The organism is Paenibacillus agaridevorans, from assembly GCF_018604145.1.
In the GTDB taxonomy this organism is placed as follows: domain Bacteria; phylum Bacillota; class Bacilli; order Paenibacillales; family Paenibacillaceae; genus Pristimantibacillus; species Pristimantibacillus agaridevorans.
Window position 1 is genome coordinate 5831285 of the sequence record NZ_CP075889.1, and the last position, 26338, is coordinate 5857622.

21 protein-coding genes are annotated in these 26338 nt (G+C 50.4%); 5 read left to right on the top strand and 16 right to left on the bottom strand.

Translation table 11 applies throughout. From position 1 onward, the window contains the following. Positions 1-315 precede the first annotated feature (315 nt). From KJW29_RS23335 to KJW29_RS23345, 3 genes are all read right to left on the bottom strand, one after another. The gene (locus KJW29_RS23335; RefSeq protein WP_425517573.1) at positions 316-1422 is read right to left on the bottom strand and encodes an RNA-guided endonuclease InsQ/TnpB family protein; all 1107 of its coding nucleotides are present in this window, start codon (positions 1420-1422) and stop codon (positions 316-318) included. A gap of 165 nt (positions 1423-1587) precedes the next feature. Next, positions 1588-1881 carry a sigma factor-like helix-turn-helix DNA-binding protein gene (locus tag KJW29_RS23340; protein ID WP_214626422.1) on the bottom strand — a complete coding sequence of 98 codons (294 nt, stop codon included), beginning with the start codon at positions 1879-1881 and terminating at the stop codon, positions 1588-1590. 53 nt (positions 1882-1934) lie between these two features. Continuing rightward, positions 1935-2177 (bottom strand): sigma-70 family RNA polymerase sigma factor, encoded by a 243-nt coding sequence (locus tag KJW29_RS23345; protein WP_214626423.1) that lies wholly within the window; start codon positions 2175-2177, stop codon positions 1935-1937. Between the two features lie 115 nt (positions 2178-2292). Here KJW29_RS23345 and KJW29_RS23350 point away from each other — a divergent pair, with 115 nt between their 5' ends. Then, positions 2293-3309: an aldo/keto reductase gene (locus KJW29_RS23350; RefSeq protein WP_214626424.1), complete on the top strand. Its 1017-nt coding sequence runs from the start codon at positions 2293-2295 to the stop codon at positions 3307-3309. A gap of 88 nt (positions 3310-3397) precedes the next feature. Here KJW29_RS23350 and KJW29_RS23355 read toward each other — a convergent pair whose 3' ends face one another. From KJW29_RS23355 to KJW29_RS23370, 4 genes are all read right to left on the bottom strand, one after another. Next, a complete protein-coding gene (locus tag KJW29_RS23355) occupies positions 3398-3808 on the bottom strand; it encodes a hypothetical protein (protein ID WP_214626425.1) in 411 nt (136 codons plus the stop codon). Between the two features lie 37 nt (positions 3809-3845). Further along, positions 3846-4571 carry a Fic family protein gene (locus KJW29_RS23360; RefSeq protein WP_214626426.1) on the bottom strand — a complete coding sequence of 242 codons (726 nt, stop codon included), beginning with the start codon at positions 4569-4571 and terminating at the stop codon, positions 3846-3848. Positions 4572-4639: 68 nt separating this feature from the next. After that, entirely contained in the window at positions 4640-5761 is a 1122-nt protein-coding gene (locus tag KJW29_RS23365) for a response regulator (protein ID WP_214626427.1), read from the bottom strand. After that, on the bottom strand, positions 5758-7491 hold the full coding sequence (locus KJW29_RS23370; RefSeq protein ID WP_214626428.1) for a sensor histidine kinase: 1734 nt from the start codon (positions 7489-7491) through the stop codon (positions 5758-5760). Before KJW29_RS23370 ends, KJW29_RS23365 begins: the two co-directional genes overlap by 4 nt. Positions 7492-7638: 147 nt before the next feature. Here KJW29_RS23370 and KJW29_RS23375 point away from each other — a divergent pair, with 147 nt between their 5' ends. Continuing rightward, complete coding sequence (locus tag KJW29_RS23375; protein ID WP_214626429.1) at positions 7639-10554, top strand: GLUG motif-containing protein; 2916 nt, start codon at positions 7639-7641, stop codon at positions 10552-10554. 77 nt (positions 10555-10631) lie between these two features. Here the strand turns inward: KJW29_RS23375 and KJW29_RS23380 are convergent, their stop codons facing one another. The 9 genes from KJW29_RS23380 to pxpB form a co-directional block, all read right to left on the bottom strand. After that, on the bottom strand, positions 10632-16607 hold the full coding sequence (locus KJW29_RS23380; protein ID WP_214626430.1) for an anti-phage protein ProA: 5976 nt from the start codon (positions 16605-16607) through the stop codon (positions 10632-10634). A 284-nt stretch (positions 16608-16891) separates the two neighbouring features. Continuing rightward, a complete protein-coding gene (locus KJW29_RS23385; protein WP_214626431.1) occupies positions 16892-18181 on the bottom strand; it encodes a TRAP transporter large permease in 1290 nt (429 codons plus the stop codon). Continuing rightward, on the bottom strand, positions 18178-18633 hold the full coding sequence (locus KJW29_RS23390; protein ID WP_214626432.1) for a TRAP transporter small permease: 456 nt from the start codon (positions 18631-18633) through the stop codon (positions 18178-18180). Before KJW29_RS23390 ends, KJW29_RS23385 begins: the two co-directional genes overlap by 4 nt. Positions 18634-18704: 71 nt before the next feature. Beyond that, on the bottom strand, positions 18705-19712 hold the full coding sequence (locus tag KJW29_RS23395) for a TRAP transporter substrate-binding protein (protein WP_214626433.1): 1008 nt from the start codon (positions 19710-19712) through the stop codon (positions 18705-18707). A gap of 21 nt (positions 19713-19733) precedes the next feature. Then, entirely contained in the window at positions 19734-20045 is a 312-nt protein-coding gene (locus KJW29_RS23400; protein ID WP_187102404.1) for a 2Fe-2S iron-sulfur cluster-binding protein, read from the bottom strand. 25 nt (positions 20046-20070) lie between these two features. Continuing rightward, the gene (locus KJW29_RS23405) at positions 20071-21759 is read right to left on the bottom strand and encodes an FAD-binding protein (protein ID WP_214626434.1); all 1689 of its coding nucleotides are present in this window, start codon (positions 21757-21759) and stop codon (positions 20071-20073) included. Positions 21760-21792: 33 nt separating this feature from the next. Then, positions 21793-22554: a LamB/YcsF family protein gene (locus KJW29_RS23410; protein WP_214626435.1), complete on the bottom strand. Its 762-nt coding sequence runs from the start codon at positions 22552-22554 to the stop codon at positions 21793-21795. Positions 22555-22564: 10 nt separating this feature from the next. Beyond that, positions 22565-23572 (bottom strand): 5-oxoprolinase subunit C family protein, encoded by a 1008-nt coding sequence (locus KJW29_RS23415; protein WP_281426285.1) that lies wholly within the window; start codon positions 23570-23572, stop codon positions 22565-22567. Between the two features lies 1 nt (position 23573). Continuing rightward, complete coding sequence (pxpB, locus tag KJW29_RS23420; protein ID WP_214626436.1) at positions 23574-24332, bottom strand: 5-oxoprolinase subunit PxpB; 759 nt, start codon at positions 24330-24332, stop codon at positions 23574-23576. Between the two features lie 215 nt (positions 24333-24547). Between pxpB and KJW29_RS23425 the strand changes: the two genes are divergently transcribed. The 3 genes from KJW29_RS23425 (at position 24548) to tnpB (ending at position 26324) form a co-directional block, all read left to right on the top strand. Next, a complete protein-coding gene (locus tag KJW29_RS23425; RefSeq protein ID WP_246608348.1) occupies positions 24548-25351 on the top strand; it encodes an IclR family transcriptional regulator in 804 nt (267 codons plus the stop codon). Between the two features lie 296 nt (positions 25352-25647). Beyond that, positions 25648-25977, top strand: a complete 330-nt coding sequence (gene tnpA / locus KJW29_RS23430) for an IS66 family insertion sequence element accessory protein TnpA (protein WP_214626437.1) — start codon at positions 25648-25650, stop codon at positions 25975-25977. Then, positions 25971-26324, top strand: coding sequence for an IS66 family insertion sequence element accessory protein TnpB (gene tnpB, locus KJW29_RS23435; RefSeq protein WP_087567547.1), 354 nt, complete (start codon positions 25971-25973; stop codon positions 26322-26324). The genes tnpA and tnpB overlap by 7 nt, the downstream gene beginning before the upstream one ends. Positions 26325-26338 lie beyond the last annotated feature (14 nt).

Sequence of the window (26338 nt, forward strand, 5' to 3'; positions counted from 1 at the left end):
TTTTATATTGGCCTTTGTTTCCAGCAACTATACTTGTTCAGTGAAGAAACAGACAGCACGGAGATCCGTATTACAAATTGCGCAAAATACGGAACAAACAAAATTCGGCATGCGAGGAGTTCCCTCAGGGAACTCCTCACATGCCGAATTGGATATTAATCGGACTTCTATTTTGGTTTCGGTTCATCGTCAACAACTCATGACTGAATTCACGAGCTTGTAACTGCCCGGAAGTGAGAACGGCTATACAGCCTCCTTCCTTAGGGTGGCGTTACTTTAGGCAGGCTGACAACTGCCCAATTGCATAGGTTATACCTAAGCAACCACTTCAGCGATGTACTTCATTCCAATGCGCTGAAGATTCATTGCGGCGATTCGATCATCATTCGAGCGATAGCCGCATTCCTTGCAACAAAAGCTGTGCTTCTTCTTATCACGATTTGCCTTCTCCTTGTGACCACATTTCGAGCACCTCTGCGAGGTGTACCTGGGATCAACGGCAATCGTTTTTGAACCTTGAAGCAGTGCCTTGTACTCAATCATCAGCCTTAGCTGGTAGAATGACCACGATACCGTCTCATATCGATCTTTCAATCGGACGATTTCCGTGGCACCCCGAATCCCTGATAAGTCTTCAAGAACAAACAATGTACCCGGATCATAGCGGTGAACGAGTGCCTTCGATATCTGATGATTGGTATTCATCATCCAGCGGTTTTCTCGATCCCCGATCCGCTTCAGCTTCCTGCGTGCGGAAGGCGTGCCTGCTTGTTGCAACGCTCTGCGCAATTGTTTGAATCTCGATCGCTTATCCTTGATCGGTCTACCGTTGTAGAAGGTGCTTTGTCCATCGGTGTCATAGGTTGTAGCGGTAAAGTTCATCCCCAGGTCTACTCCAACGACTTGGCGAATCGATGCGGTAGGAATTTCTCCAATCTCTTTCGACATCGGGATATGTAAGTAGAACTTCCCGCGCTTTGTCACAAACTTTGCGGTCCCGAACGTCCAGGAACCATCGAAGTAGGCTTCCATCCCTTTCGTTTCAAATGGTACCTTTATTCGTCCAACTAAAGTATTCATGGAGAACAACCGACCTGCCATGGAGTAGTCCCGGTGCCAGACGAGATCGTATTCTGGCTTCTTGAACTGAATCCTTGTCCAAGAATGCTTGTTTCCCTTCAGTGATCGATAACGAGCGGCAACCGTCTTCAGAACCGATTGTGCCATCTGGGAACGAAGAGCATAGGATTCACGCAAATGACGATAGGCCTGCTTATGCAAGAAGGTTACCGACATCTTGCGTGACTCAAATACAAGCTCGGATACGCAGTTGCAAGCTTCCCCGTAAGCGCGGGTGGTTTGAAGGAGCATTTCAACCTGTTCAGACGTAGGAAATATCTTGATTCTAGCGGTTAGCGTGATGGTACACTTCTCATTATTCGCATTTCGAATGGATAATCACCTCACATTACTAAAAGAAACGACAACCACATATTCATTATACCAAACATGTGTTCCTATCGGGAGAATAATCCAACAAATTTGTAGAAATCTATCGAAGGGAGGGAGTAAGGACTCGTTTATGTTTCATAGAAAGGGAAGACCGCGTAAATTCCTCTCACGACTGAAGTCACGAGTGTCCTTTACGCTTTTATGAATGACGTCGTATTCTACGATATTCCCGTAATGATCCGCTTCGATCGTGCAGCAGCTTGTCATCATCTCTTTTACTAGCTCGCGGCCTCGCTGTACTCTGGATTTCGCTCCCGAATAGGAAATATTTAGATGTTCGCTTAACTGCTTCTGCGACATGCCCTGCAGCTCGGAAAGCTCAAGCGCCTCCCGATATTTATCCGGCATGCGAGTCAGGATGTTCATCATCCCTTCAGCGGCCTCTGAATTACAATCTTCGGCTGGTTCTTCCTCGACAATGTTCACGTTATCAAGGAGTGTCTCCGTTTTTTTTCCTTCCGGAAATGATCAACGATGCTGTTTCTTGCGATTTGAAAAATCCATGCGCGTCTCTTTTCCTCATCCTGCAGACGGGCCATCCCTTCGTAAGCTTTCATAAAGATCATCTGCACAATGTCTTCAGTGTCCGTGTGATGATTCGTTTTTTGCAAAACGAAATTCCTGACGTACTCATGGTATTCATCCCATAATTGCTCTAAATTCATCGGCACGGTCCCTCTCCACGAAAATGATTCAAAAAATACTTCTTTTATTTTGCGTCCATTCCGATTTGCCTCCGTCTCCATTAATGTAAACCAAAATATGGAGGGAGTAAAGACGATGAAATACAACTTGCTTGGCAATACGGGAGTGCTGGTATCGGAGATAGGACTAGGAACAATGACATTCGGCGGTGGCGAAAAGTGGGGGGTTTTCGGTGGTCTGGGCGAAAAGGAAGCGGGCATTCTGGTCGATCAAGCAATGGATGCCGGCGTGAATTTTTTCGATTCGGCTAACGTATACTCGAACGGACAATCGGAAGAATTTCTCGGCAAAGCCCTGAAGAACAAAAGGCATCAGGCGTTGATTGCAACAAAGGTTAGAGGACGTACGGGATCTGGTCCGAACGAGCTCGGGTTATCTCGATTGCATATCACCCAGCAAGTCGAAGCAAGCTTGAAGAGGCTCGGAACGGATTATATCGATCTGTATCAAGTTCATAACCCCGATCAATTAACGGACTGGGAAGAAACGCTTCGGGCTCTCGACGATCTGGTTCGGAGCGGGAAAGTTCGCTATATCGGCAATTCTAATATGACCGGGTGGAACATAATGAAAACTCGGGGTCTCTCGCAGCTTCACGGACTTCACGCTTTCAAGAGCAGCCAGTCTTATTACTCTCTCGCCGCGCGCGAGATCGAACGTGAAATCATTCCGGCGCTTCAGGATCAAAATATGGGCTTAATCGTCTGGAGTCCGCTTTCCGGGGGCTTCCTGTCCGGCAAATACACGCGGGATAATCCGGGCAATGACAATGACCGGCATGCAAAAGTTCCGTTCCCTCCGATCGACAAGGATAAAGCTTTTCCGATTCTCGACACGCTTCAGGATATTGCGGCAGCACGCAAGACGACGGTAGCCAGAATCGCTCTTGCTTGGGTGCTGAATCAGAAAGCCGTAACGAGTGTCGTTATTGGCGCAAAACGACCCGATCAATTACAGGATAACCTTGCGGCAAGCGGGATTATTCTAACAAGCGATGAATTGCTCAGACTGGATGAGGTCAGCCGCATACCGATCGAGTACCCGGCATGGCCATTCTTGGAGAGCGATGATTCTATCGTGAGGAAGCATTGATAAGTTACGATCTTATAGTGATCTAAGCTTAGAATACTATCAGACCCAAAGAGTATATCGTAAGATAAGCTCTTTGGGTCTGTTCAACTCAATTAGAGCCTTCCGGCTCAAGTTCCGATAAATCTGTTGTCGTAACCGCCAGTTTCTTTTTAACATAATGCGTGGAGTAGCCTCTCTCTATCGAGACTTCTCCCGACTTAGAGAATCGCAAGGGCTTCTTCGGCCCTTTCCCCCACCGTGTATAGTTTCTTATGACTGCCTGAAGCCCCATTTCACTTGCCGTCTTACGATAAACGCTCATAATAAAACTTAATTGCGACAAGCTGCCCTGCATCAATCGCTCCAGATAAGGAACCTTCCCGGCTCGCCATTCTTGTACAAGTTTTGGATTTAGCTTATCCATACGGATAAAGAGCTCAATCGGACTAGCTTCCTGCTTCTCGTGAATCATTGAATGAACGAGCTGCTTCACCTTTACTTGCAATTGCTGTCGGTTCATGTATTCTAGCAACCCTTTCACAGTCTTTCCTTGCAATTTACAACAGCTTCAAGTACCAATCCAACGTTTTTTCCATGATCCTCGTCGTCATCGCGATAAACGGCAAAGCATCGCCACTTGTATGCGCCAAGTCCAGGGTCGAATAATATTCGGCACGATCTTTTTTTTCAATGACAATAGGTGGGAAACCGCTTTTCATCAGTTCAAAGTTGAGGAGCAGCCTCGCCGTCCTTCCGTTACCATTGATAAACGGATGTATTTTCACAAATTCAATATGCAGCAACGAGGCGCGTTCAATCGCTTCTTTCTCCTGTTTCCACGTTTCGTAAAGTGTAATCAGTTGCTCCATTTCGTCCCGCACTTGAACATAGTCTGGAGGTATATGCGTGGCGCCGCCAATAATAACATTCTCTTGTCTATAAACGCCGGCATGCTCATCATCAATATGCTTAAGGATTAATCGATGTATATTCTTGATCTGCCACTCCGACAGTTGTTCCTCGCGACTCACGATCTCTTCAATATAGAGGATAGCCTCCTTATGGTTGATCGCCTCCAAATGCTCTTTGATGGTCTTGCCGCCCACCGTAATTCCCTCGAGCGCCACCTTCGTCTCCGAAAGGGTAAGCGTATTACCCTCAATCGCATTGGAATGGTAAGTCCAGTTAATAATTAGATGCTCTCTGATACTGCGTGCTGTATGTACGGGCCACGGTTCTTTTTGATCCAGCAGCAGCTTCTTCTCGTTAATGCCTGAGAACAACGCGACTCACTCCATTCCATTAGAGAAATTCACCTTATTATCCCATCTTGAATGGCTGTAATTCGCCCTCATATAATCTCTCGATAGTGTTCATACAACTTCGTGAATTCACTAGGTGTAGGGATGGATAATTCTTTCTGGTACAGATCCGTTACGTGCTCATAGTGCCGAGCAAGCGCTGCTGAGTCGCCCAGCTTCCCATAGGCTTCAAGCAGCAGCAGGTGCGTCTCCTCATCCCATTCGCTTCGGGACACGAGTTTTTTGATGAGGCGGGCTGCTTGCTCGCTTTCTTGGTGCTGAAGCAGCCATCGGCCGATCTGTTTAGCAAAACGTATGTATAATTCGTGCAAACGGATTTGCTCGGGAGCCGCCCATACGTAGGAACGCTCATCGAATAACTCTCCTGTATACAAACGCTCGCATGCTAATGCCGCTTCAATATTTTCGGCACTCAGCGTGCTAAATTGAGACACTTGATCTTCGAACATCACGAAGTCCGCTTCGATCGGGTCAAAGAGCAGCCAGTATTGTTCAAGCGAGTTGGCAATAATGTGTTTATGCCCGGACGCATGCAAAGATTTGCGAAGTTGATAGACGGTCGTATTGATATAGATTGCAGCATTTTTTATTGGCATGTCCGGGTATATGTACTCGATGATGCGGCTTTTGGAAACAGGACTGCCTCTATGCATCAGCAGATAAGCAAACAGTTCCATGCTTTTTCTGGAGATCCATTTTACAGGTTCGCCCTGCTCGGTCTTGACCTCTAACCCTCCCAGGGCTCGCACCGTCAATTTGCCGATAGGGACATCGGCAACGGAGGACCTTTCCCCGATTCTCGCTGCCGCCCGGGCGATCGTCTGTTCCAGACGGGACTGGGAAACCGGCTTGATCATGTAATCCAGAGGGTAACTGTCGAACGAATCGATAGCGTACTCCTTATGCGAGGTTACGAATACAATGTCCAGCTCGCGATGCGCGGAACGCAGTCCGCGGGCAATCTCCAGGCCGTTATCCTGGCCGAGGTTGATGTCGATAAATACAAGATCAATGGCCTCGTTCCGAATCTGTTCCATGGCATCCGCAGGGTGCTGATAGCAGCCGGCCACTTCCACGTCATGAATCCGGGATAACATTCCATTCATCACGAGATGCATGGCCTTCTCGTCATCTATGACAATAACTCTCATCGCAAATCCCCATCCTCGAGAACAATTGTAAATTTGCTTCCAACGCCTGGTTGACTGTGCACCTTAAGCTGGCCGCCGCTCATTCGCAGGAAATGCTGGCTTACGAGCAATCCCATCCCGGTTCCTTTCTCGCCGGCGGTTCCTTTGGTGGACGAGAACCGGGTTTCATCGAAGAGTTGACGAATTTGCTCCTCGTTCATCCCTACGCCGTCATCTTGCACCGAGATTTCCATCTTGCCCCCGAAGGATGCTGCGCTTACAGAAATAACTCCACCCGGCTTAGAAAATTTAATCGCGTTAGAAAGCAGGTTGCGAATGACCAGAACAAGCGCTTCGCGATCGGCGCTGACCCGCATGTCCTCATTCACGTCGACGCGCAGTAGCAATTGTTTGGCTTCGCAGTTCGGCACAAGCAACCGACATGCTTCCTCGACGACCCCATGAATGATCAGCGATTCAGGTTGAAGGACGATGCCCTCCTTCTGGCCGCGAAACCATTCCAGAAGATTTTCGACCATCGCATACGTGTTGCGAACTTGTTCGCTTAATGTACGAATAATTTCGGTTTCTGACGGATGCAAGCTTTGTTTGTTTGTATCCAGCAATTCTACCAGATTGACCTGTAAGGCCAACGGATCGCGAATGTCGTGGGATACGGCCGTCAAGAGCTGGTCCTTCATCTGGTTAAGGCGGGCGACTTGCTCCAGCGCCTGCTGCTTCTCCGTAATGTCGATGATGATGGAGATCGTTCCCAGCTTGCGCCGCCGATGGGAGAAGAACGGGTAAACATTCACGATGTACGATTTGGGCTCGCAATCCGCAGGGCTGCTGATTTCAATGCGACTTTCTTCCATGCGCGAGCAAGCGGACAGCCAGTCCGGCCAAGCCGCCAACACTTCCCCCATATGACGTCCCAATATGGGACGGTCCGTCTTCCCTATGACCAGTTCAGAGGCGAATCTATTGCTATCGATAACGTTGCCGTTTGTATTGATAATAAGCATTCCCTCATGCATCGTTTCGACCACGATATTTCTGGCCATCGGAACACTCGAAAAAAGCTTGTATCGCATAATAATCCAGAACATGACGATGCCGCAAATCCCGCTATAAACGGAAACGGGAAGAAGCCACGGCAGCAGGTTCGGCCTAACGAGCTTCAGGATTTCCACCAATAACGGAATACTCCCGAACATAAGAAGCCACATGCCCGATTTGCGTATTTCGGGACGGGCGCCAAGTATATAGCGCACCAATGCGAATATACAACCCGCTATAATCGCATAGCACAATAGATTGAACGCTAGAGAATAAGGGGTTTTGGTCGTGACCAAATGTCCGTTAACCAATTCTTGCGTGCTGTTGATCACATGCCAATAGGAATCGGTCCATATCACGAACGGCCAGCAGGCAAATAAGGCAATAAGGAGCCACTTCCAGCGCAGCCACTTGTCCATACCGACCAGATCCAGAACAAAAAGAACCATCAGAGGGACCATAAACACAAGCGCCGTTTGCTCCAAATTTCTGAAAACAATCTTGGAGGCCAGATCGGCGGAGCTTACTTCCAGAATAACGCCTCCGGCATAAACCACTCGGCACCCCAGCACCCAAACAAAAAATCGAACGCCGCGTTCACGGCGATAAACGATGGCATACATAAACAGGATGCATATCAGCATCGCCGAAAAAATGATAGTAATGGTAGATGGCTGCCCTATCACGTCCATAATCGGTAAAGATACTCCTTCGCCATAGCATACTTCGATTATACTGCATCAAGGCTGTCTTTCATAATTTTGTCATAGGGTAAATGGTATGATGCAGGATGACAATCGAAGTGAGAAAGATTACAAAGGAGAAGCAGGAGGTACATAATGATTAATTGGCAAAAACGAAGCGTGATGGTTTTTCTTGTGTTCATGCTAATGGTTGGAGCTTATCCAGGGCTGCTAGTAACCGGAGGCACAGCCCACGCGGCGCCAGAGGACTTTGCAGGAGGAGACGGAACGTCGGAAGACCCTTTTCGGATTGCGTCTGCGGAACAGCTGAGCGGGATAAGGAACCATCTGGACAGCCACTTTGTGTTGATGAACGATATCGACATGAGTGCATACCTTGCAAGCTCTGCCTGGGTGCCAATCGGGGATACTACGACTCCCTTTACAGGGGAACTGGACGGGCAAAATTTTAAAATCACGTATTTTATAATGGATCGTCGCGCAGTTCTTGCGCCTGCAGGATTGTTCGGCGTTATCAGTACGAACGGTCATATCCGGAATCTGATTATCGAAGCTGCGGTAGTAGCAGCAAGAAACCAAACAGGCATTTTGGCTGGAACAGCGGCTGGGGCTGTTATCGATCGCGTCGGCGTTGTAGGGACTGTATCTGGCGAGGATTCGATAGGCGGCCTGGTTGGTTATTTGGGCGTCGGTAGCGTTGTATCCAACAGTTACGCTTCGGGCTATGTGGAAGGCATAAGAGGAGTAGGCGGTCTGGTCGGCACGAACTCCGCAAGCTCGGTGACGGATAGCCATGCCAGCAGCACTGTCAAAGGTACGAGAGAGGTCGGCGGTCTGGTTGGATGGAATACGTCAATTGTCGTCGACAGCTACTCGACCGGAGATGTCACCGGCGTGAGAGAAGTAGGCGGCTTGGTCGGAGCTAATGAGGATAACGGAACGATAATGAACAGCAGCGCCTCCGGCGATGTCGTCGGCGAAAGAGATTTGGGCGGTTTGGCCGGCATTAATCAAGATGGAGCGGATATAGCCGTTAGCCACGCCACTGGCAACGTGGTTGGCCATGTTGCCGGCGACGTCGCTGGCACTAGATATGCAGGCGGTCTGGTAGGCGCCAATGTTGACGCGACTCTATCCACCAGCTATGCTTCCGGCAATGTGAATGGCGATGAATACACCGGCGGGTTAGTCGGGTTGATACAAGGCTCCACGATTACGAACAGCTATGCTACAGGCACGATCACGGGATCGTTATATACCGGCGGCTTCGCGGGAGCGGCCCTGGACTCGGAGCTCACCAATAATCATGCTACGGGCAATGTCATTGGAACCCAGATTGCAGGCGGTCTGGTCGGTTTAAACGATAATGGGGATATATCCTTCAGTTATGCTACAGGCCATGCTTCCGGTCAGCTTGATGTCGGCGGCTTGGTTGGCGAACTGGAAGACGCGGTCGTCTCCGCCAGCTTTGCCGTCGGGAATGTGGAAGGCTGCAATGATATAGGCGGTTTAGTAGGAGATAGCGACGATGCGCTTGTCACCAATAGCTATGCAACAGGCGCGGTAACGGGCATTGCCGACCCGACCGTATGCATTTACGGCGCGTACGGCGATTCCATCGGGGGATTGGTTGGAGATAATAAAAACGCGACCATCGAAAACAGCTTTGCGATCGGGCGCGTAACAGGCCTTGTATCCGTCGGCGGGTTGGCCGGCATTAATGAAGACGGGGTCATTACCCGTAGTTACTATGACATGGAAACTTCGGGACAATCGGATACGAATGGGCAAGGACTGACCTCCGAGGAAATGAAGGATGGATCGAACTACGAGGGCTGGAACTTCGATAATACCCTTTGGACCATTCAGTCGCCCCATCATAACGGCTACCCCTATTTGAGCACCATTCAAGCCTTTATAACCTATGTTGGGAACGGCACGGATCACGGCAGCGAACAGTATCGGAGCTACTCCTACCATTTCGAATCGCAAGTGGACATTCTGGAGAAGAGCGCGGACTGGACGAAAAGCGGGTACCTCTTTCAGGGATGGAATACGGCTGCGGATGGCAGCGGCGAAACTTTTCAAGCCCAAGATACCGTCACATTGACTCGCGATATGGTCTTGTACGCCATTTGGAGACAATCCGCCCCTCCTCAGCCCCAGCCTCAGCTATCGGATAACGCGAATCTCTCGGTGCTGACCGTTACAAGCGCCAAGGAAGAACTGGCATTAACGCCGACATTCGCGGCTGGCACGACCAGCTATCAAACGGAAACGAAGGCTGACGAGGTCACGATCAAGGCGATTCCTTCGGATGCCAATGCCTCTGTTGCCATCAATAAAGTTAATCTTGCCGGAAGCAAGACGATCGCTCTTGACGAGGGAAGCAACGAGTTTGAAATTGCGGTTAGAGCCGAGAGCGGCACGGTCAAGACCTATAAACTGTCAATTCAACGTCTACCAGAGATTGAGGAATTGCCGCCGGAGGTGCCGGCTTGTACATTCCGTGATATCAAGGGTCATTGGGCAGAATCTCTCATTTGCGAGGCCTTGCATATTGGAATTGTAGAAGGCCCATCGGAGACAATATTCCAGCCTCAAAAAAATATTACCCGCGTCGAGTTTGCGGCTATGCTGCTTCGTACGCTGGAAATCGATTCCGCGCCTGCGGGAAGCGAGCCGACCTTTATCGATCGGGATCAAGTTCCCGCCTGGGCGACAGATGTAATTGGCGCAGCGCTCAAGAACGGCATCTTGCAGGGATATCCGGATCAGACGCTTCGACCGATGCAGGGGGTGAACCGATCGGAAATGGTTGTCATGATGGCGAGGGCATTAAAGTGGGATTTGGAGCCGGGAGACACCTCTTTTGCAGATGATGCGGAAATTCCTGCTTGGGCCAAAGGTTACGTCCAAGGCGCCGCAGAGAGGGAACTGGTGACCGGACGCGACGGCAACCGGTTCAGCCCCATGCATCCCGCCACAAGGGCGGAAGCGACTACGTTGTTATTGCGTCTGTGGCATTTTCTCGAAACCGATACAAACTGATATCTGAAACCTGATTATTATCTCTTCGCGTCCTAAAAGATAGCAAAAACCCGACCTCATCTGGTCGGGTTTTGTTGCTATTTCACTCCAAAAGAAACCCTGCCATCCTCCACCGTAGCCAATCCGCGATCCACCGTAACTTGAATGCCGTTCCTAACCGCCTTGTCCAGCGCGGCTCCGGTTCTGGCATAGCCCAGCAGCTTTACCGTTTCTCGGACAAGATCATCCGTAGAGAGGCTACCATGGGTAAAAAGAATTTCATGGACGGCGTTCGCGACCTCCTCGGGAGGCAGATCCTCCGCGCTCCTCCGGTCGGAGTCGTTCTCGCTAATCCGGTAGACGCCATATTGCGAGGGATCGATATCCTTCGGCCAATAGTAGACGCTGTCCTCCCAAGCTGTAGATTGGAAAGGCAGTGAAGACAGCAAGCTCTCCAGATGGCGCTCAATCCGCGCTCCGGACCTTGTCATTCCCCAAGCTTGGATGACTCGGCGAGTCAGCAGCGATCGGCTGATGGGGCCCTCTCCTTCGATGACACTCGCGAGCTGTTGTTTCACAAGCCTGCTGGAGGAGATGATATAGAACTCTTCGGATGACTTGGAGGCGATCTGCTCCAGATTTACGGGCTGATACGAGGTGCGCCATCTGCTGGCCGGCGGCGAATCAAGCGCTTGTTGCGCTACCTCCACTCTCTCTACTGAACCCGCTGACTCTGGAGAAGAGGACTGAGCAGTCTCGTCGTCCCAATTGCCCGGAGGGTTCCCGGCGTTCGCCGAAGTCAACAACTGATTCGCTGTCGTTGCCGCCGAAGCTGCAACGACATTCTCCATAGCCGTACTTCCTGCAGCCTTACGCTCCTTCGCCGCTTCCACCGAAGCGATGATGCGCTGAATTTCCTTCTCCGGATTATCCAACCAATCCATGGCCCATACCCGGTGGATGCTCCAACCTAGCTGGCGCAGCACTTGTCCGCGCAAAACTTCCCTGTCCCGCGCCGTCTTGCCCGTCCTATAGCCGTTGCCATCGCATAATACCGCGAGCAGATACGTTTCCGGCTGAGCCGGATCGACGACTGCCAGATCCATCCGGTAGCCGGAGGTGCCGACGTGGAGATCGACCTTGTAGCCTTCCTTCTTTAGCGCTTCCGCAATTTCCGTCTCTATGCCTTGTATCCGGCGATTGACCTCTTCCAGGCCAACGCCCAGCGCCGCCGTTCCCTTTTCCGCATACTCCAGGAAAGAACGAAGCGCCGCGACTCCCTCGGCACGGGTGCGGGATACATCGAGATGATCCGCGCGCAGCGTGGAAAACACATGCATCTCGTGGCGCGCCCGGGAGACGGCAACGTTCAGCCTGCGCCAGCCGCCGTCGCGGTTCAGCGGTCCGAAGTTCAGGACGACCTTTCCGGTGGCGTCCGGGCCGTATCCGATGGAGAAAAGGATGACATCGCGTTCGTCTCCCTGCACGTTCTCCAAATTTTTAATAAAAATCGGCTCGTACAGCCTGGCTGCCGCAGTCTCCAGCTCGGGATCGCGCCGGTACGCTTCGTCCAGCATATCCTCGATCAGCGTCTGCTGGATGGAGTTGAAGGTGACGACTCCGATGCTGCGATTGCTTAACACGGGATCCTTTAGGCGGCGAGCAATCTCTTGCACGACGGCCTCCGCTTCGGCGCGGTTCTGCTTCGTCTTCCCTCTGTCGTAGAACCCCCCAACGGGATGCCACTTCACGCTGGATTGTCTCTCCATTGGAGACGGGAAGGTCAATAATTTATTCTCGTAGAAATGTCGATTGCTAAACGCGATCAAGCTCTCATGCCGGCTTCGATAATGCCATAGCAGATGGTCCTGCGGCATGCCAAGCGCCAAACAGTCCTCCAGGATGCTCTCCAGATCCTCCGGTACGATGACTTCGTCGCTCTCTTCGCCGCTGGTGCTGGAGAAGAAGCTGGTCGGAGGCAGCTGCTTGGGATCGCCGACGACAATGACATTTTTGCCTCTCGCCATCGCCCCGACGGCCTCGCTGGTAGGCAACTGCGACGCTTCGTCGAAGACGACAAGATCGAACGGCGCGTACTTCGGATCCAGATATTGCGCGACGGACATCGGACTCATGAGTACGCACGGACATAGCCGATTCAGCAGATTCGGAATTTGCTCGAACAGCTTGCGCAGGGATAAGCCTCTGCCCCCGCTGCGAATAGCCCTGAGCAGAATGCCCGCCTCCGAGCTGGATGCGGTCTGATTGCCGATCGCCGGGATATTCGCAGCCAGACGGGCCGCGATCTCTTCTCTCGTCAATTGCTCGAACGTCTCCATCGTTTCCTGGAACGACTTGATCTTCTCCTCGAACAATCGCCCGGAAAACGAAGCCAGCCCCGGATCATTCTCCAGAATATACGCGATGGCTGCTTTGTTCCAAGCTTGCTCAAAGGCCGCTTGCAGCTCATCGTGGCGCAATTGTCCGCTCTCATAGGCCGTTACAACCGCTGACAAGCCTGCCGATAAGGCACGATCGCGCAATTGCCTCCATGTGCACCAATCCCTCAGCGATCCTACATGCTCTTGCCATGTTTGAGCTTTCGAAGCCCGGTACTCGAACCACGGCTGCTCTCCCCGTTTGCCGTCCATGGCCTCCAGATCCAGCTGCAGCAAGGCGGCGAGCCTCTTTTCCTGCTGCTGGAACTCCTCATAGCTGGCCGTATACTTTGCTAAAACATGCCCGTGCTTCCCGTCGAACACGCTCTTGCCCGCAGCATAAGCATCCGCAAGCCGTTCTCTCGCCATCTTCGCCGCGGGCGCTTCCTGGTACAGCTGCAGCAGCTTCTCGTTCAGCGCCAGTATCCAGACATGGACCGCTTGAACGGCCTCCCAATCCGAGTCGCCGCCATTCCAAAGCGGACCAAGCAGAGATGCGACGGCGGGTTCCATCGCGGTCAACGCTGCCGATTCCGTCTGATACGCGATAATCTGCCCCAGAAGCCCCTCCGTCTCGTTTTTCTGAAGCGCTGCGCCGGCATTTGCTTTGCCCCTAAGCAGCTTGAATATCCGATTCTGTTTCAGCAGTCTTGGCAAGAACCAGCTGAGCTGGGCTTTCTTCCACTCCTGCAGAGCGGTGCCGGCGTCGAAGGTCAACACTTCCGCCGCAAATAGCGCCAATAGCTTCCGCTTCGCTTCATCCCTGGCCCTGCCATGCCGGATCGCCCGAAGCACTACAGTGCCGGCGGCTTCGAGATCGGTCTCGCGAAGCAGGCCGACAGAAATAACCGGAGGCGCAGCCATTATTTCGCGGAAGACATGCCAGGTGCGCAGCAGCACCGGAGAAGAAGGTCCTCCAGCAGGAGGGGCAAGAAATACGCCTACTTCTTCATAAGCCGACCTCACACCTGTAATAGCAGCCTTGTAGGCTGCAAGAAGCTCTTCCATCCCCGTGCGCAGCTGAGGATGATAGGTCGACACTCCTGCATCCGACCAGGCATGGCCATGGGGGCGACCTGTCGCTTCGCCGGCAACGGCAAGCTCTCGAACGAGGTCGCTCCACGCCATATACGAATCCTTGTCCATGCTGCCAACAACACCAGGCTCCAAGGTAATCACGGACGGGGCAGTCTTAACCAAACCATAACGAGTAATGGCTTCATACAACGAAGAGCCGAAGCCGTATTGCTTATGCAAGGACTCGACATGGCTATTCAGCTCCCGCCTCGATGCCCCGAGCCGATCCGCCAGTCTTCGCCAGTCTTCGGGAGACGAAGTCCGCGCCGTCTCCAGCGTTCGGCGCAGCTGCTCAAGCACTGCTTTCTTGGTGCTCTTGTTGGAGTGAAGCTCCAGACAGAACGGGCCGAGCCCGATGCTCTCGAGCCTGCTCTGCACGACGCTGAGCGCCGCCATCTTCTCCGCCACGAACAAGACCGTCTTGCCGCCGGCCAACGCCGATGCGATCATATTCGTAATCGTCTGCGACTTGCCCGTGCCCGGCGGACCGTGGAGCACGAAGCTTCGGCCGCTGCCTGCCGCGCTAACCGCGGAGATCTGCGAAGAATCCGCGCTGATGGGGAGCAGCAATTGATCCGGCGGGAACAACTCATCCAGCTTCGAAGGCTCGGGAAACGTATCCGTCTGCTCCCATTCCATGCGGCCCGCCATGAGACTGGCGACGACTTTGTTTTTGGCGAGCTCGTCCGAACGGCTGCGTATATCGTTCCACATGACGAAGCGGCTGAACGAGAACAAACCAAGGATCGCGGACTCCACAATGTCCCACCGGGGCATATTCATAATGACATGCCGGATCGTCGTAAAGATACCGCCCAGATCGATGCCCTTCTCATCCCTTGGAAGAGGATCCAGACCGCCGATGTGGCTGCCGAAATCCTGTCTGAGCATCTCCAGCAGCGTAATATTGATCTGTGGCTCCTCGTCTCGCGCCCGGAGAATAAATCCGGCTCTCGAGGATTTGCGGATGATCTCGACCGGCACGAGCACAATCGGAGCGTACCTGGGCAGCTCGCTGGCCGTAGACTCGTACCATTGCAACAGCCCCAGGGCCAGATAAAGCGTGTTCGCCCCATTCTCCTCGATCGAGAGCTTGGCCGAACGGTAGAGGTGAACGGTTTTGTCCGCGAGCTCACGTTCATTTACATCCCCGCGTAGGCGCTTATGCTGAAATTCTTCGTAGATCAACGCGCCGAGTGGATGATCCTGGCTAACGCTGCGGAACAACTCCGCGCTTCTTATCGAATTGTCCCAATCCGACGGTCTGGGCAGCAATTGGAACTCCTGCCCTTCCGCCAACGCGTCTTCCAGCTCACCCAGTCGCGTATGAAGAAGCGGCAGCGCGGACTTGGTGAAACGGAAGTTAAGCAGCGTATTGCGCAGCGTCAGGTCGAGCAGCTTGCGCTCCCACTGCTTCTGCTTCGTTACCGCTATGGCGGAGACCTCGACCGGCCGTTCGAGAATGGCTAATTCCGACGGCGCTTCCACAGTCACTCGATAATTAGCGTCCTTTTTCTCCTCTACGATCTCGAACCCGGTCGCCGTCTGAATTCGGATCGGAAGCGGCCGGATCGAGCTGGCGCGAGCACGCTTTACGTCAACGAAGCCGAAGAACAGCTCCGGGGCATTAAGATGATTGGCTGCCGTCTTTTCCGCCTCTTGATAGGAAGCTCGGCTGCCCTCGCACATCATGGTGCACTCCGCCAAGCTGATCTCATGCACGCCGGCCGCAAGCCGTTTCGTAAGCAGCGAGCTGTCATCCTGTACGCTCTCCGAGAAGGATTCCTGGATGAGCCAAACGCCCGCAAACGCATGTCCCTCGGTAAACACGACCAGCGGATGCAGACCGATCGCCTCCAGACAAGCGGCAAACAGCAAGGTCAGATCCAGGCAACTGCCCATTCCGTTACCCGCAACGGCATCCGGCAGTCTGACGCGCTGGCCAACCTCCTCGAAGCTTGCCGGAGGGACGACATAAGTGGCTTGCATGTCTTGAATCGCCGAATAAACCGCGGCTGCCTGATGGCGAACCCGATTGGGATTGTTGCTCTGATACGCGTCGAATGCGGAGCTCCCCGTCCACTTCTCCAGATAAGGCGCCGCTTCTCGTATCACCCGCGCCGTGATCGGATGATTGGGCATAACGAACGCAGCAATCATCTCCGGCATGACAGCAAGTCCGGCCCATTGATCGTAGGCCAGCACCGACAGAGGCGAACTGTCCCTGTAGACGACATCCTCCCCGCATGTTACCTCCAGCGTAAGAGTACCTGCGAGTCTCTCCGTTAAACTCGCCAGGAAAACGTCCGATACCTCGATAGACACCGTGCTGATATCTATCGTCTGCCCGGGCAGAATGACATCAATCGATTTTGTCCATACGCTTGCGAATTCAGGCTCGCTTGCAACGGTCAACCGTACGGCATGCAAGCTGCTGTCCGAATGATTGCCGAGCGAGATCCGCTGTACGATTGGTACGTAATTTTGTTGCATGGCATAGTTCACTACATCGTGTCGCATCCACTCGCATGTCAGCCCTCTGTCGACAACAATCTCCATTTTGCAGCCCCTGCCTCTCCGTAATAACGCTCTTCCTGTCATTATAGCGCAGGCGGTATTCTATTCCCACAAAATATGACCGTATGATAGAGTCAAACATGGTATGGACATAGCGCCATTCTCTCAGACGCTCTATTTACATCATTGGCCAATGGCGTGTCCAGCATACACAACTCTTGCACAGCCGATCCTGCGTTAATACCGAAGTGCTTGCGAACCCCCCCGAAAAAAAAACACCCCGCAAGGACTCGTCGTCCCGCTGGGGTGTGCTTCTGCATCTATAATCAGCCAGCCGTAAGACGATTAAAAAAATCAGGAATGAACAGGCTGACCTCCGGTACATAAGTAATTAATACTTGAATCACTAACAAAATAATCAACTTGGGCCAAATAAACGGAAGCATCTGCGGTACCTTAATCTTGGCAATAGAAGAAGTAACAAACAAACATACACCTACAGGCGGAGTAATCTGCCCGATCGATACGTTAACCGCCATCACGACGCCTAAATGCACGGGATCAATACCTGCTGCCAAAGCTAATGGCAAAAACAATGGCGTAAAGATCATTAGCGCACTAATCGCATCGATGAAGGTTCCGGCTATAAGCAAAATAACATTCATAAGAAGCAATAGCATAAAAGGATTTTCGGCAAACGGTCCCAGCAGCTCGATCAGTTGCTCCGGAACACGATGATAGGATAACAACCATGTAAACAAAGAAGCAGATCCAATTAATAAAATGATGGCCGCAGATATTTTGGAGGTTGTAAGCAAAATATCAAGGATATCCTTAAGTTTAAGCTCCTTATATACAAAGATGGCAATAATAAGAGAATATACGATCGCTATAACCCCGGACTCCGTCGCCGTAAACAAACCGGATAAAATGCCTCCAACCATAATGGTTGGCATTAACAAGGCCAAAAACGCATCCTTTAACCCCGTCGCGACTTCCTTGCCCGTAGCGCGTGTTTCTCTTCCTTTATAGTTCATTTTTTTGCCGATATAATAACAATACCCCAGCAGCCCGAGCCCAATTAACACTCCCGGCGCCACTCCCGCCATAAATAAATCGGCGATGGATGCATTGGCCATTACGCCATACAGCACCATAAAGATGCTGGGCGGAATGATGGGGCCTAATATAGCAGAGGTCGCTACTAAACTCGATGAAAAACCTAAATCGTAGCCTTCTTTTTTCATGACCGGAATTAACATGCCGCCGATTGCCGCCGCAGTTGCGATTGCACTGCCGGTAACGGCGGAAAAAAACATGCTCGCCAGAACGACAACCATGGCCAACCCTGCCGGGAAATGCCCGACCAACGTTTGGGCAAACCGAATTAATCTCGCTGAAATTCCGCCTTTGGACATAATTTCGCCCGCCATAATAAACAGGGGAATCGCAATTAACGAGAAGCTGTCTATCCCTCGAAAAATTCTGCGCGGCACATTAATGAGCAACTCAGGATCGGTAAACAAAATCGCTAATATAGAAGTAAAACCTAATGCATACGCAATCGGAACTCCGATGAAAAACAAAAGAAACATTATCAGGATTATATAGATCATTTTCTCATCAAGTCCTTCACAGTGTAATAAAGCATACACAGACCGCTAATGGGAATAGCCATATATACATAAGCCACTTGCAACGGGAGAAATCCTACCGTTTGGCCCGATTGGAAATTATCGCGGATCAGCAGAATACCGTAATAAATAAAAACGAATAGAAACGCAAATATCACAATAAACTCAATCATTTTAAATAACTTTCGAATGGAAGAAGGAAAGTTTTCTACCAAATCAATTTTTAAATGCTCTTTATGTTTAACCGCCAAGGCTGCGCCGAATAAAACAAACCATACAAAGCTGATCATCAATACTTCCTGCGACCATGAAAAGGAAAAGTCGAACAGGAATCTGCAAATGACTTGGATCGCTGTTATCAAAACTGCGATCAACAGAAATGAACAGGTTAGAAACTCCAGCGTATAGCTTAAGAAATGCAGTTTATTTTTCACTGTAAACTTCCTTTCTTAGGAAACGATTGGGCAGAGCAAGCAGCAAGGCTCACTCTGCCCAAAATCAGCGGTTATTGAATATTGCCGATACGCTCGACCAGCTCTGCCGGAACTTGATCGGAAAGCACGTCCTTGACTTCTTTGGTTAGTTCACGGAACGCATCGATATTAGGCTCGGTAACAATGACGCCTTTCGCTTTAATCTCTTCAATAATATTTTTGTCAATCTCGGCAAGCTGCTCCCGCTGGAACAACTGCGCTTCTTTAAATGCATCCTCTACTACTTTTTGTTGTTCGGCCGACAAGCTTTTCCATGCCTTGTTGCTCATCGCGACCGCTGCCGGAGAATAGGTGTGACCCGTTAAGGATAAATATTTTTGTACTTCATAGAACTTCATGGAGTAGATCGTATTCAAAGGATTTTCCTGGCCATCTACGACACCTTGGTCCATCGCGGAATATAATTCGTTAAACCCGAGCGGAGTGCCGTTGGCTTTTAAAACGGCCATGTGGGCATCCCATACTTTGGACGGTTGAACTCTAATCTTGAGGCCTGCCATATCTTCGGGGTTGCTGATCTCTACTTTATTATTGGTAAAATGGCGGAAACCGATTTCCCAAAATCCAAGGAACTTCATCCCTTTATCGTTTGCTTTTCCGATCAACTCTTGTCCAATTTCTCCGTCCAGCGTTTTATACACATGATCCAGGTTGCGGAACAAATACGGGATACCGAATACATTCATCTCGGGGACAATGTTGGCAAAGGAGCTATCCGCGACAACTGCCGTAATATCCAACGTCCCGTCCATGACTTGTTCAACCGTTTCATTTTCGTTGCCCAGCACGCCATTGTTGTAGATATCCACCTTTACCGCTCCGGCCGTTTTCGCTTCAACGATTTCTTTAAATTTATCCGCCGCAATTTGGTATTGATGCGTTGTAGAACCTACGTGGGCAATTTTTAAAGTAATGGCCTCTGCTTCCGAAGAATTGCCGCCTTTGTCATTGCTGCCGCATGCCGCTAAAAACACGGCCATCACTAGCATAATTAAGGTAAGTCGGTTTGTATTTTTCATTCCTCTACCACTCCTTATTTTTTAATCAATAGATGTAACCAGATCCTTAATCCAAGGCAAACCTGATACTGGCGAAATTAGAACCTCCGAATCCGCAATTGCGCGGATGCTGCATAAGTACCCGGCTTTGTTATCCACTACGGCCATACATTCCCTGCACGCATTTGCAGAGCGGCACGAATATCTAACGGCGATCGAAGGATCTTTAAATTCCCTTAGCCACAAGATCGCATCCAATAAACTCATGCCCTCTTTGTAAGGAACTTCAAACCTTTCCGTACGCATACCGGTCTGAGTATCGCCGCGTACCACATTTAAAGTGATCAGCGCCACTTCACTTCACTCCTTTTACTTTAGATTACACGCTGGATAAGCGATGAGATTGGAGTTCCCAGGCGCCATCTCTGTGCCATTTATATTGAATACTAACGGGCTGCTTATACGACTGCTCGTAATCCAGTCGAACATGAGCTCCACGCGTTTCTTTTCTCAAAAGCGCTCCCTCAACAATGGCTTCGCCAAGCATAATCATATGAAGCAGCTCTACCTTTTCAACTAGGTTGAGTACATAAGCCGAAGATTTCGCAAGGGCCGTGCGGATAACCCTGTCCCGCAGCGCGGCCAGCTGTTGGCCGGCAGCGACAAGCTTTTCTTCTGTTCGCAGCGGGCCGGCACCCTCCCACATCACCTTTTGAAGCTCGTGCTTAATGGCAAGCATGGAACCTTCATCCTGAGCAACTTGACGTGGATGCCACAAATCCTCTAATCTTGCGAATTCCTCTTCTACTCTCTCATCGCTCCAGGTCACCGAGGTTTGGAGCCTTGCTGCCTGCTCCCCGGCAATACGCCCCGATACAAAAGCTTCCGTAAGCGCATTTCCGGACAAGCGATTGGCTCCGTGCATACCATTAATCAACTCGCCGCACGCATACAGCCCCTCAATTGTCGTTTCCATTTGCGTATTTATTTTAATGCCGCCCATCGTAAAGTGAGCCATTGGAGCAACTTCCACCAAATCTTTTGTCAGATCAATGCCCTGCCTGCTTAATAGATCAATCGTTGATCCAAAAGCCTCCTTTAGCTTGGGCTCCGGAACCATCCTGAAATCCAGATAAGCTCCGCCATGCGGCGTACCCCTGCCCTCTTTTACCTCGCTAAATATAGCAAAGGAAGTTTGGTCGCGTGCCGCCGTGTACACACCGGAAGTCTCGTTATTGTAACGATCCATAAATTCTTCTTGCAGACCGTTTAACAAACGACCGCCGAGTTTATACCGAAAGGGGTCCCACATAATAGGGTCAATCCCGACAAGCGGGGGATGCAAATGGGCGATAGGGAAAAATTGCACCATCTCCATATCGCGCAGCTCGGCGCCCGCTTCTGCCGCAAGCACGAAACCGTCTCCCGTCATATTGGCCGAGGCGCTATTGCGCTCGTAGATCTCGGTAAGGCCGCCCGTTGCCAAAATAATCGCTTTAGCATCAATTTTGACGGGCTGCAGCTGCTCGATGGAGAAGCCGATCGCGCCAACGGCTCGTCCATCTTCTACGACGATTTTTGTGATCATAATATTTTTAATGCGCTCGATCGCTTTATCCTTCCAGATGGCTCTTCGCAGTCCGGCGGAAGTTGCTCCGCCCGTATTTAGTATATCTACATAAACACAGCGTCTTCGCGAGTGACCGGGCGCCACTACTTGAGATCGGATACCTTCGGCTGTACGAGCCCACTTTACGCCATAACCTTCCAGTTCATTAATTAATTCCGGTCCGCGATCGACAATCGTTCTAACAATATCAGGATCGGCCATGCCCCGACTGCCTTTTATCGTATCCTCGAAGTGAATATCGGGATGGTCCTCCTCAGCCTCTCCCAATGCGACGGCTACAGTCATTTGGGCAAGCACAGTCGCACCGCCGCGCCCAATAATGCTTTTATCCGCCAGCACAACCCTTGATCCTTTGTCTGCCGCCGCTTTCGCCGCCACCATGCCGGCCGCGCCAGAGCCAATGACTAACACATCCGTCTGCACGTATAAGGGTTTCATCGTACAACCTTCCTTTCTGCTATGTAGCGACTCTTATTTTTGTAATGCTTGTACAGTTATGCCGGCCGCGGTTAATGCCTGATTAATGGTCCTTGCAAACTCCAGCGCACGGATACCGTCCCCGTGAATACAGATCGTCTCGGCTTCAATATCGATATCAACCTGCTGCCTTGTAAGAACCTTTCCTTCCTTAACCATGCGAATTACTTGCGCCAGCGCTTGTTGTTCGTCCGTAATCATGGCGTCAGGTTCCCTCCTGGACGTCAGCGTTCCGTCGGATTGATAGGTACGATCCGAAAATACTTCGCTTCCCGTACGCAGACCGATACGCTTGCCCGCTTTCAGCAGCTCTCCTCCGGCCAAACCAAACAAAATCAATTCGGGATTCACTTTATACACGGCTTCTGCAACAGCCTCGGCCAATTTGGCATTGGTGGCTGCCATATTGTATAGCTCGCCATGAGTCTTTACGTGCCGGAGCTTCCCGCCTTCCGATTGAACAAAACCTCCAAGAGCGCCAATTTGATAGACAACAATGTCATAGGCTTCTTGCGGAGATATATCCATCTTTCTACGTCCAAATCCGATCAAATCCTGCAGTCCGGGATGAGCTCCAATCGAGACGTTGTTTGCTATAGCCAGCTTGACCGTTTTCCTCATCGTCCCCGCATCTCCGGCATGGAAGCCGCAAGCAATATTGGCCGAAGTGATATATGGCAATATTTCTTCGTCATAACCCAGCCGGTAGGCCCCAAAGCTTTCGCCCATATCGCAGTTTAAATCAATAACCTTCATATCCATCCTCCTATAAGCTGTACATTTTAATCGTTAATTGCAGTTGAAGCAGGCTCAAGTCCATAATCATTTTTAATCTTTGCGCTTCCTTTATATCGATAAGCTCAAACCTGATTGGATTGCCGATTTGAGCCTGTGCCAGCAGCGGCAAGTCTGCCGAAATGACCTGAGCGATTTTAGGATATCCACCCGTTGTTTGACGATCGGCCATGAGCACAATGGGATTGCCGTCCGATGGAACCTGCACCGTCCCCATTACAACCGGTTCGGAAAGAAGTTCTCTTGCTTCCTTTAATTGCAGAGCGGCTCCTTTTAACCGGTATCCCATACGGTCAGACTGGGGCTCAACTACAAATGGCTCTTGAAACAAGCGTTGAAGGCTCTCTGGCTTAAAAAACTCAAACTGGCTCCCCGGCAAAACCCTTAACACGGGCTGTAAGGAATAACGAGGAAGCAGCTCATCCGACACTTTCCATGAAACGGATGCGAAGGATTCGCTTTTCTTGTTCTCTCGCTTTAATTTGTCGATTATGTTTGCGGATCGTTCGTTCGGGGGACGGATTTGCAATACATCGTCTGCTTTCAGCATTCTTCCTTCTAATCCGCCTATTTGCGCCCTCAAATAAGTAGAATAGGAATTCATCGGCTTAGGAAGCTTAAATCCGCCTGCAACCGCGATATAAGCGCGCATCCCTTGCTTCGCGGATCCCAGGTGTAACGTTTGTCCAGCTTCTATCCATACTGGCCTCCATAGCGGAAGCTCCTCCCCGTCAATCATTGGTTTGAATGCAGCTCCGCAAATCGCAATGAGAGCGGCATGCTCAAAATATAAAGTTGGACCGACAACGGTCATTTCCAGGCTTGCTTCGGCTTCCTCGTTCCCAACTAATATATTTGCGACCCGATACGCTAATGGATCCATCGCTCCGCCAGCAACAACGCCAAATTTTTGGTATCCGATTCTTCCTATATCCTGTATCGTCGTCTGGACGCCAGGTTTAATCACATAAATGCCCATTCTATATTCGACTCCATTGGTCATACTCTATTGGTGAAATTGGATAGAAACGAATCCTGTTGCCGGCCTTCAATAATGTAGGAGGTTTTTTATCCGGCAAGAACAACGAAATTGGCGTTCGTCCGATTAATTGCCAGCCACCCGGCGTTGAAATGGGATAAATGCCCGTCTGTTCGCCCGCAATCCCCACCGTCCCGCTTGGGATGACTAGACGAGGCGTTTGTTTCCGCGGTGCGGAAATCCGTTTATCCATCCCGCCCAAATAAGGAAATCCCGGCGCAAAACCAAGCATGTATACCAGATAATCGCGGCTGCAATGAATCTGGATAACCTCTGTTGTACTCATTCCGTTTTGCGCAGCTACAAATTCCAAATCGGGACCGAACTCTCCCCCGTAGCAAACCGGAATTTCCACCAGCGCAGGTTCCGCTGCCGCCGTATGCTGCACTTGCCGCAAAACATTCTCCAGCCACTTGCTTACAATCTCATGAGGAGAAAGGTCAAGCTCGGGATCGGCTCCCGGATCAGCCTTCGCCCTCTGCAGCATCCCCATATACACCTGTAAGGGCTCATAAACGATCGTTACCGAAGTATAGGCTGGAATATATTCGATCATGCCGTCAAACGAGTGCTGTTCCAGATAATGCGACAGCATCATGACCCGTTGATGAGTGCCCTCATCCACCTGGTTTCCCAAACTAACCATTATCGCGCTATCTCCAAGCGAAGCCATTTCGTAATTCGTAATCTTCGCGACCATAACATCCCCTATTTCCATTCATGATAAATCGATTATCCTTGTTGTTCCGAATTTCGGAATCATTGTTCCGTAAAACAATCACATATATATCGATAATTATAGTCGGATTTAAACGGAAAGCAATCATTTTTTTCCTCCCGTTATACGGTTAGCCATTTTCCGTGTATACTGGTAATCGACACATTCGCCCATCACTGCTTGAAGCAGCTTAAAATATGGAGGATTTTATGAGTATTCCTACCGTTTCGAACCATAAAAACAAAACAGTCGTACGTTCTATGGATCTGCTCCATTTATTTTTGCATCACGAACAATTGACGATCAGCGATATGGTTAAATTGTCCAACATGCCTAAAACAACCGTACATCGCATGATCGGCTCTTTGGAGGATATGGGTTTATTAGAAAAAGACCATGAAGGAAAATACAAACTGGGATTGTTGTTTTTACAATTTGGCCATCTAGTGAGCGAGCGGCTGGACATTCGAAAAAGCGCCTTGCCAATCATGCATAAACTGAGCAGCGACGTTAAAGAAGCAATCCATTTAGCTATAAGAAACGGCAATGAAGCCATCTATATCGAAAAGCTGGATACCGACCACCCTGTAAGATTATTCACGAAAATTGGAAGAAGGGCTCCTTTGTATGCGGGGGCTTCGTCGCGGATTATTCTTGCTCATTTAGAGACCGAGGAAAGAGAGCACTATTTAAATACAATAGAGCTTAAGCCAGTCGGCGAGGGAACGATTACAAATAAGGAGCAGCTTCGAGATATTCTAAATCACTCCAGAGAAGTCGGCTATAGCTTCAGTCGGTCCGAACTGGAAAACTATACGGCCGAGTTAAGCGCTCCAATCTTCGATTATTCCGGTAAAATAATCGCAGCTATAAGCATCGCAGGCCTTGAGATCAAATTCGAGGAGCAGCACTTGCCAGGGCTTATCCAAAAGCTTAAACAAGCGGCACTGGAAATATCGCTTCAGCTAGGTTTTCAGCTTTCGCATAACGGCAATAGATGAGGAAATCTGTACATGGCATAGCTCAAAATCGGCCTCTCTGCACATTTGTGCATTTTTCCCCAATTTCTTAAACAAATGGAGCTCCTGCACAGCAAATTGTACGAAAATACACAAATTCTCGCTTCATTTCGTCGTTCGGGGCCTCTTTGAACCAAAATTTGTGTATGTATGTACAAATGTTCGAATAGATTGCTCTTACCTCATCTTAATGTAAGCGTCAAACTGTCCCCACCTTCGAATCGAGCGATCGTTATGAGATAATCCTCCTCAATAGCCATTCTGAGGAGGATTTTTCTATGAGCAGAGAAGAGATTCGAATGAAATGGGAAGCTCGTGTCGAGGCATTTCGTGCAAGTGGCGAAAAGACAACACATTGGTGCAAAGCCAATCAAATCGACCGCCGTCAACTTTACACATGGATGAAGAAGCTGGATGAGTCACCCCCATCTTCTTCCGTTAAACAGACGACCTTCATTCCTGTTCAGGTGACTCCTGAAGTGAAACCGGCGCCGTGCCGTTCACTTCGCATTCAGATCGGTGCAGTCGTCATCGAAGTCGATGCGGGATTTGAGCCCGCCTTGCTCCGCGAAGTTGTTCGAGCACTGGGGGCCGATCCAGTATGTTAAACGAAATCACGTCAAAGCCCGTCTATCTAGCTTGTGGCAGCACGGATCTACGTAAATCCATCGACGGCCTTGCCGCACTCGTCCAAGAAGGACTCGGGATGAGTCCCTTTTCTCCGGCGCTGTTCGTTTTCTGCAACCGTGAACGTAACAAACTTAAAATATTGTACTGGGAGCATAACGGATTCTGGTTGTACTACCGCAGGCTCGAACGCGGTACGTTCCAGTGGCCGCAGGCAAATGGGGAGCCTGTTGCGATCACAAACCGCGAGCTTCGCTGGCTGCTTGACGGGCTATCGCTAAGTCAACGGCAGGCGCATCCGAAAGTACGGGCCGAAGTAGTCATTTAACAAATCATTTCTTA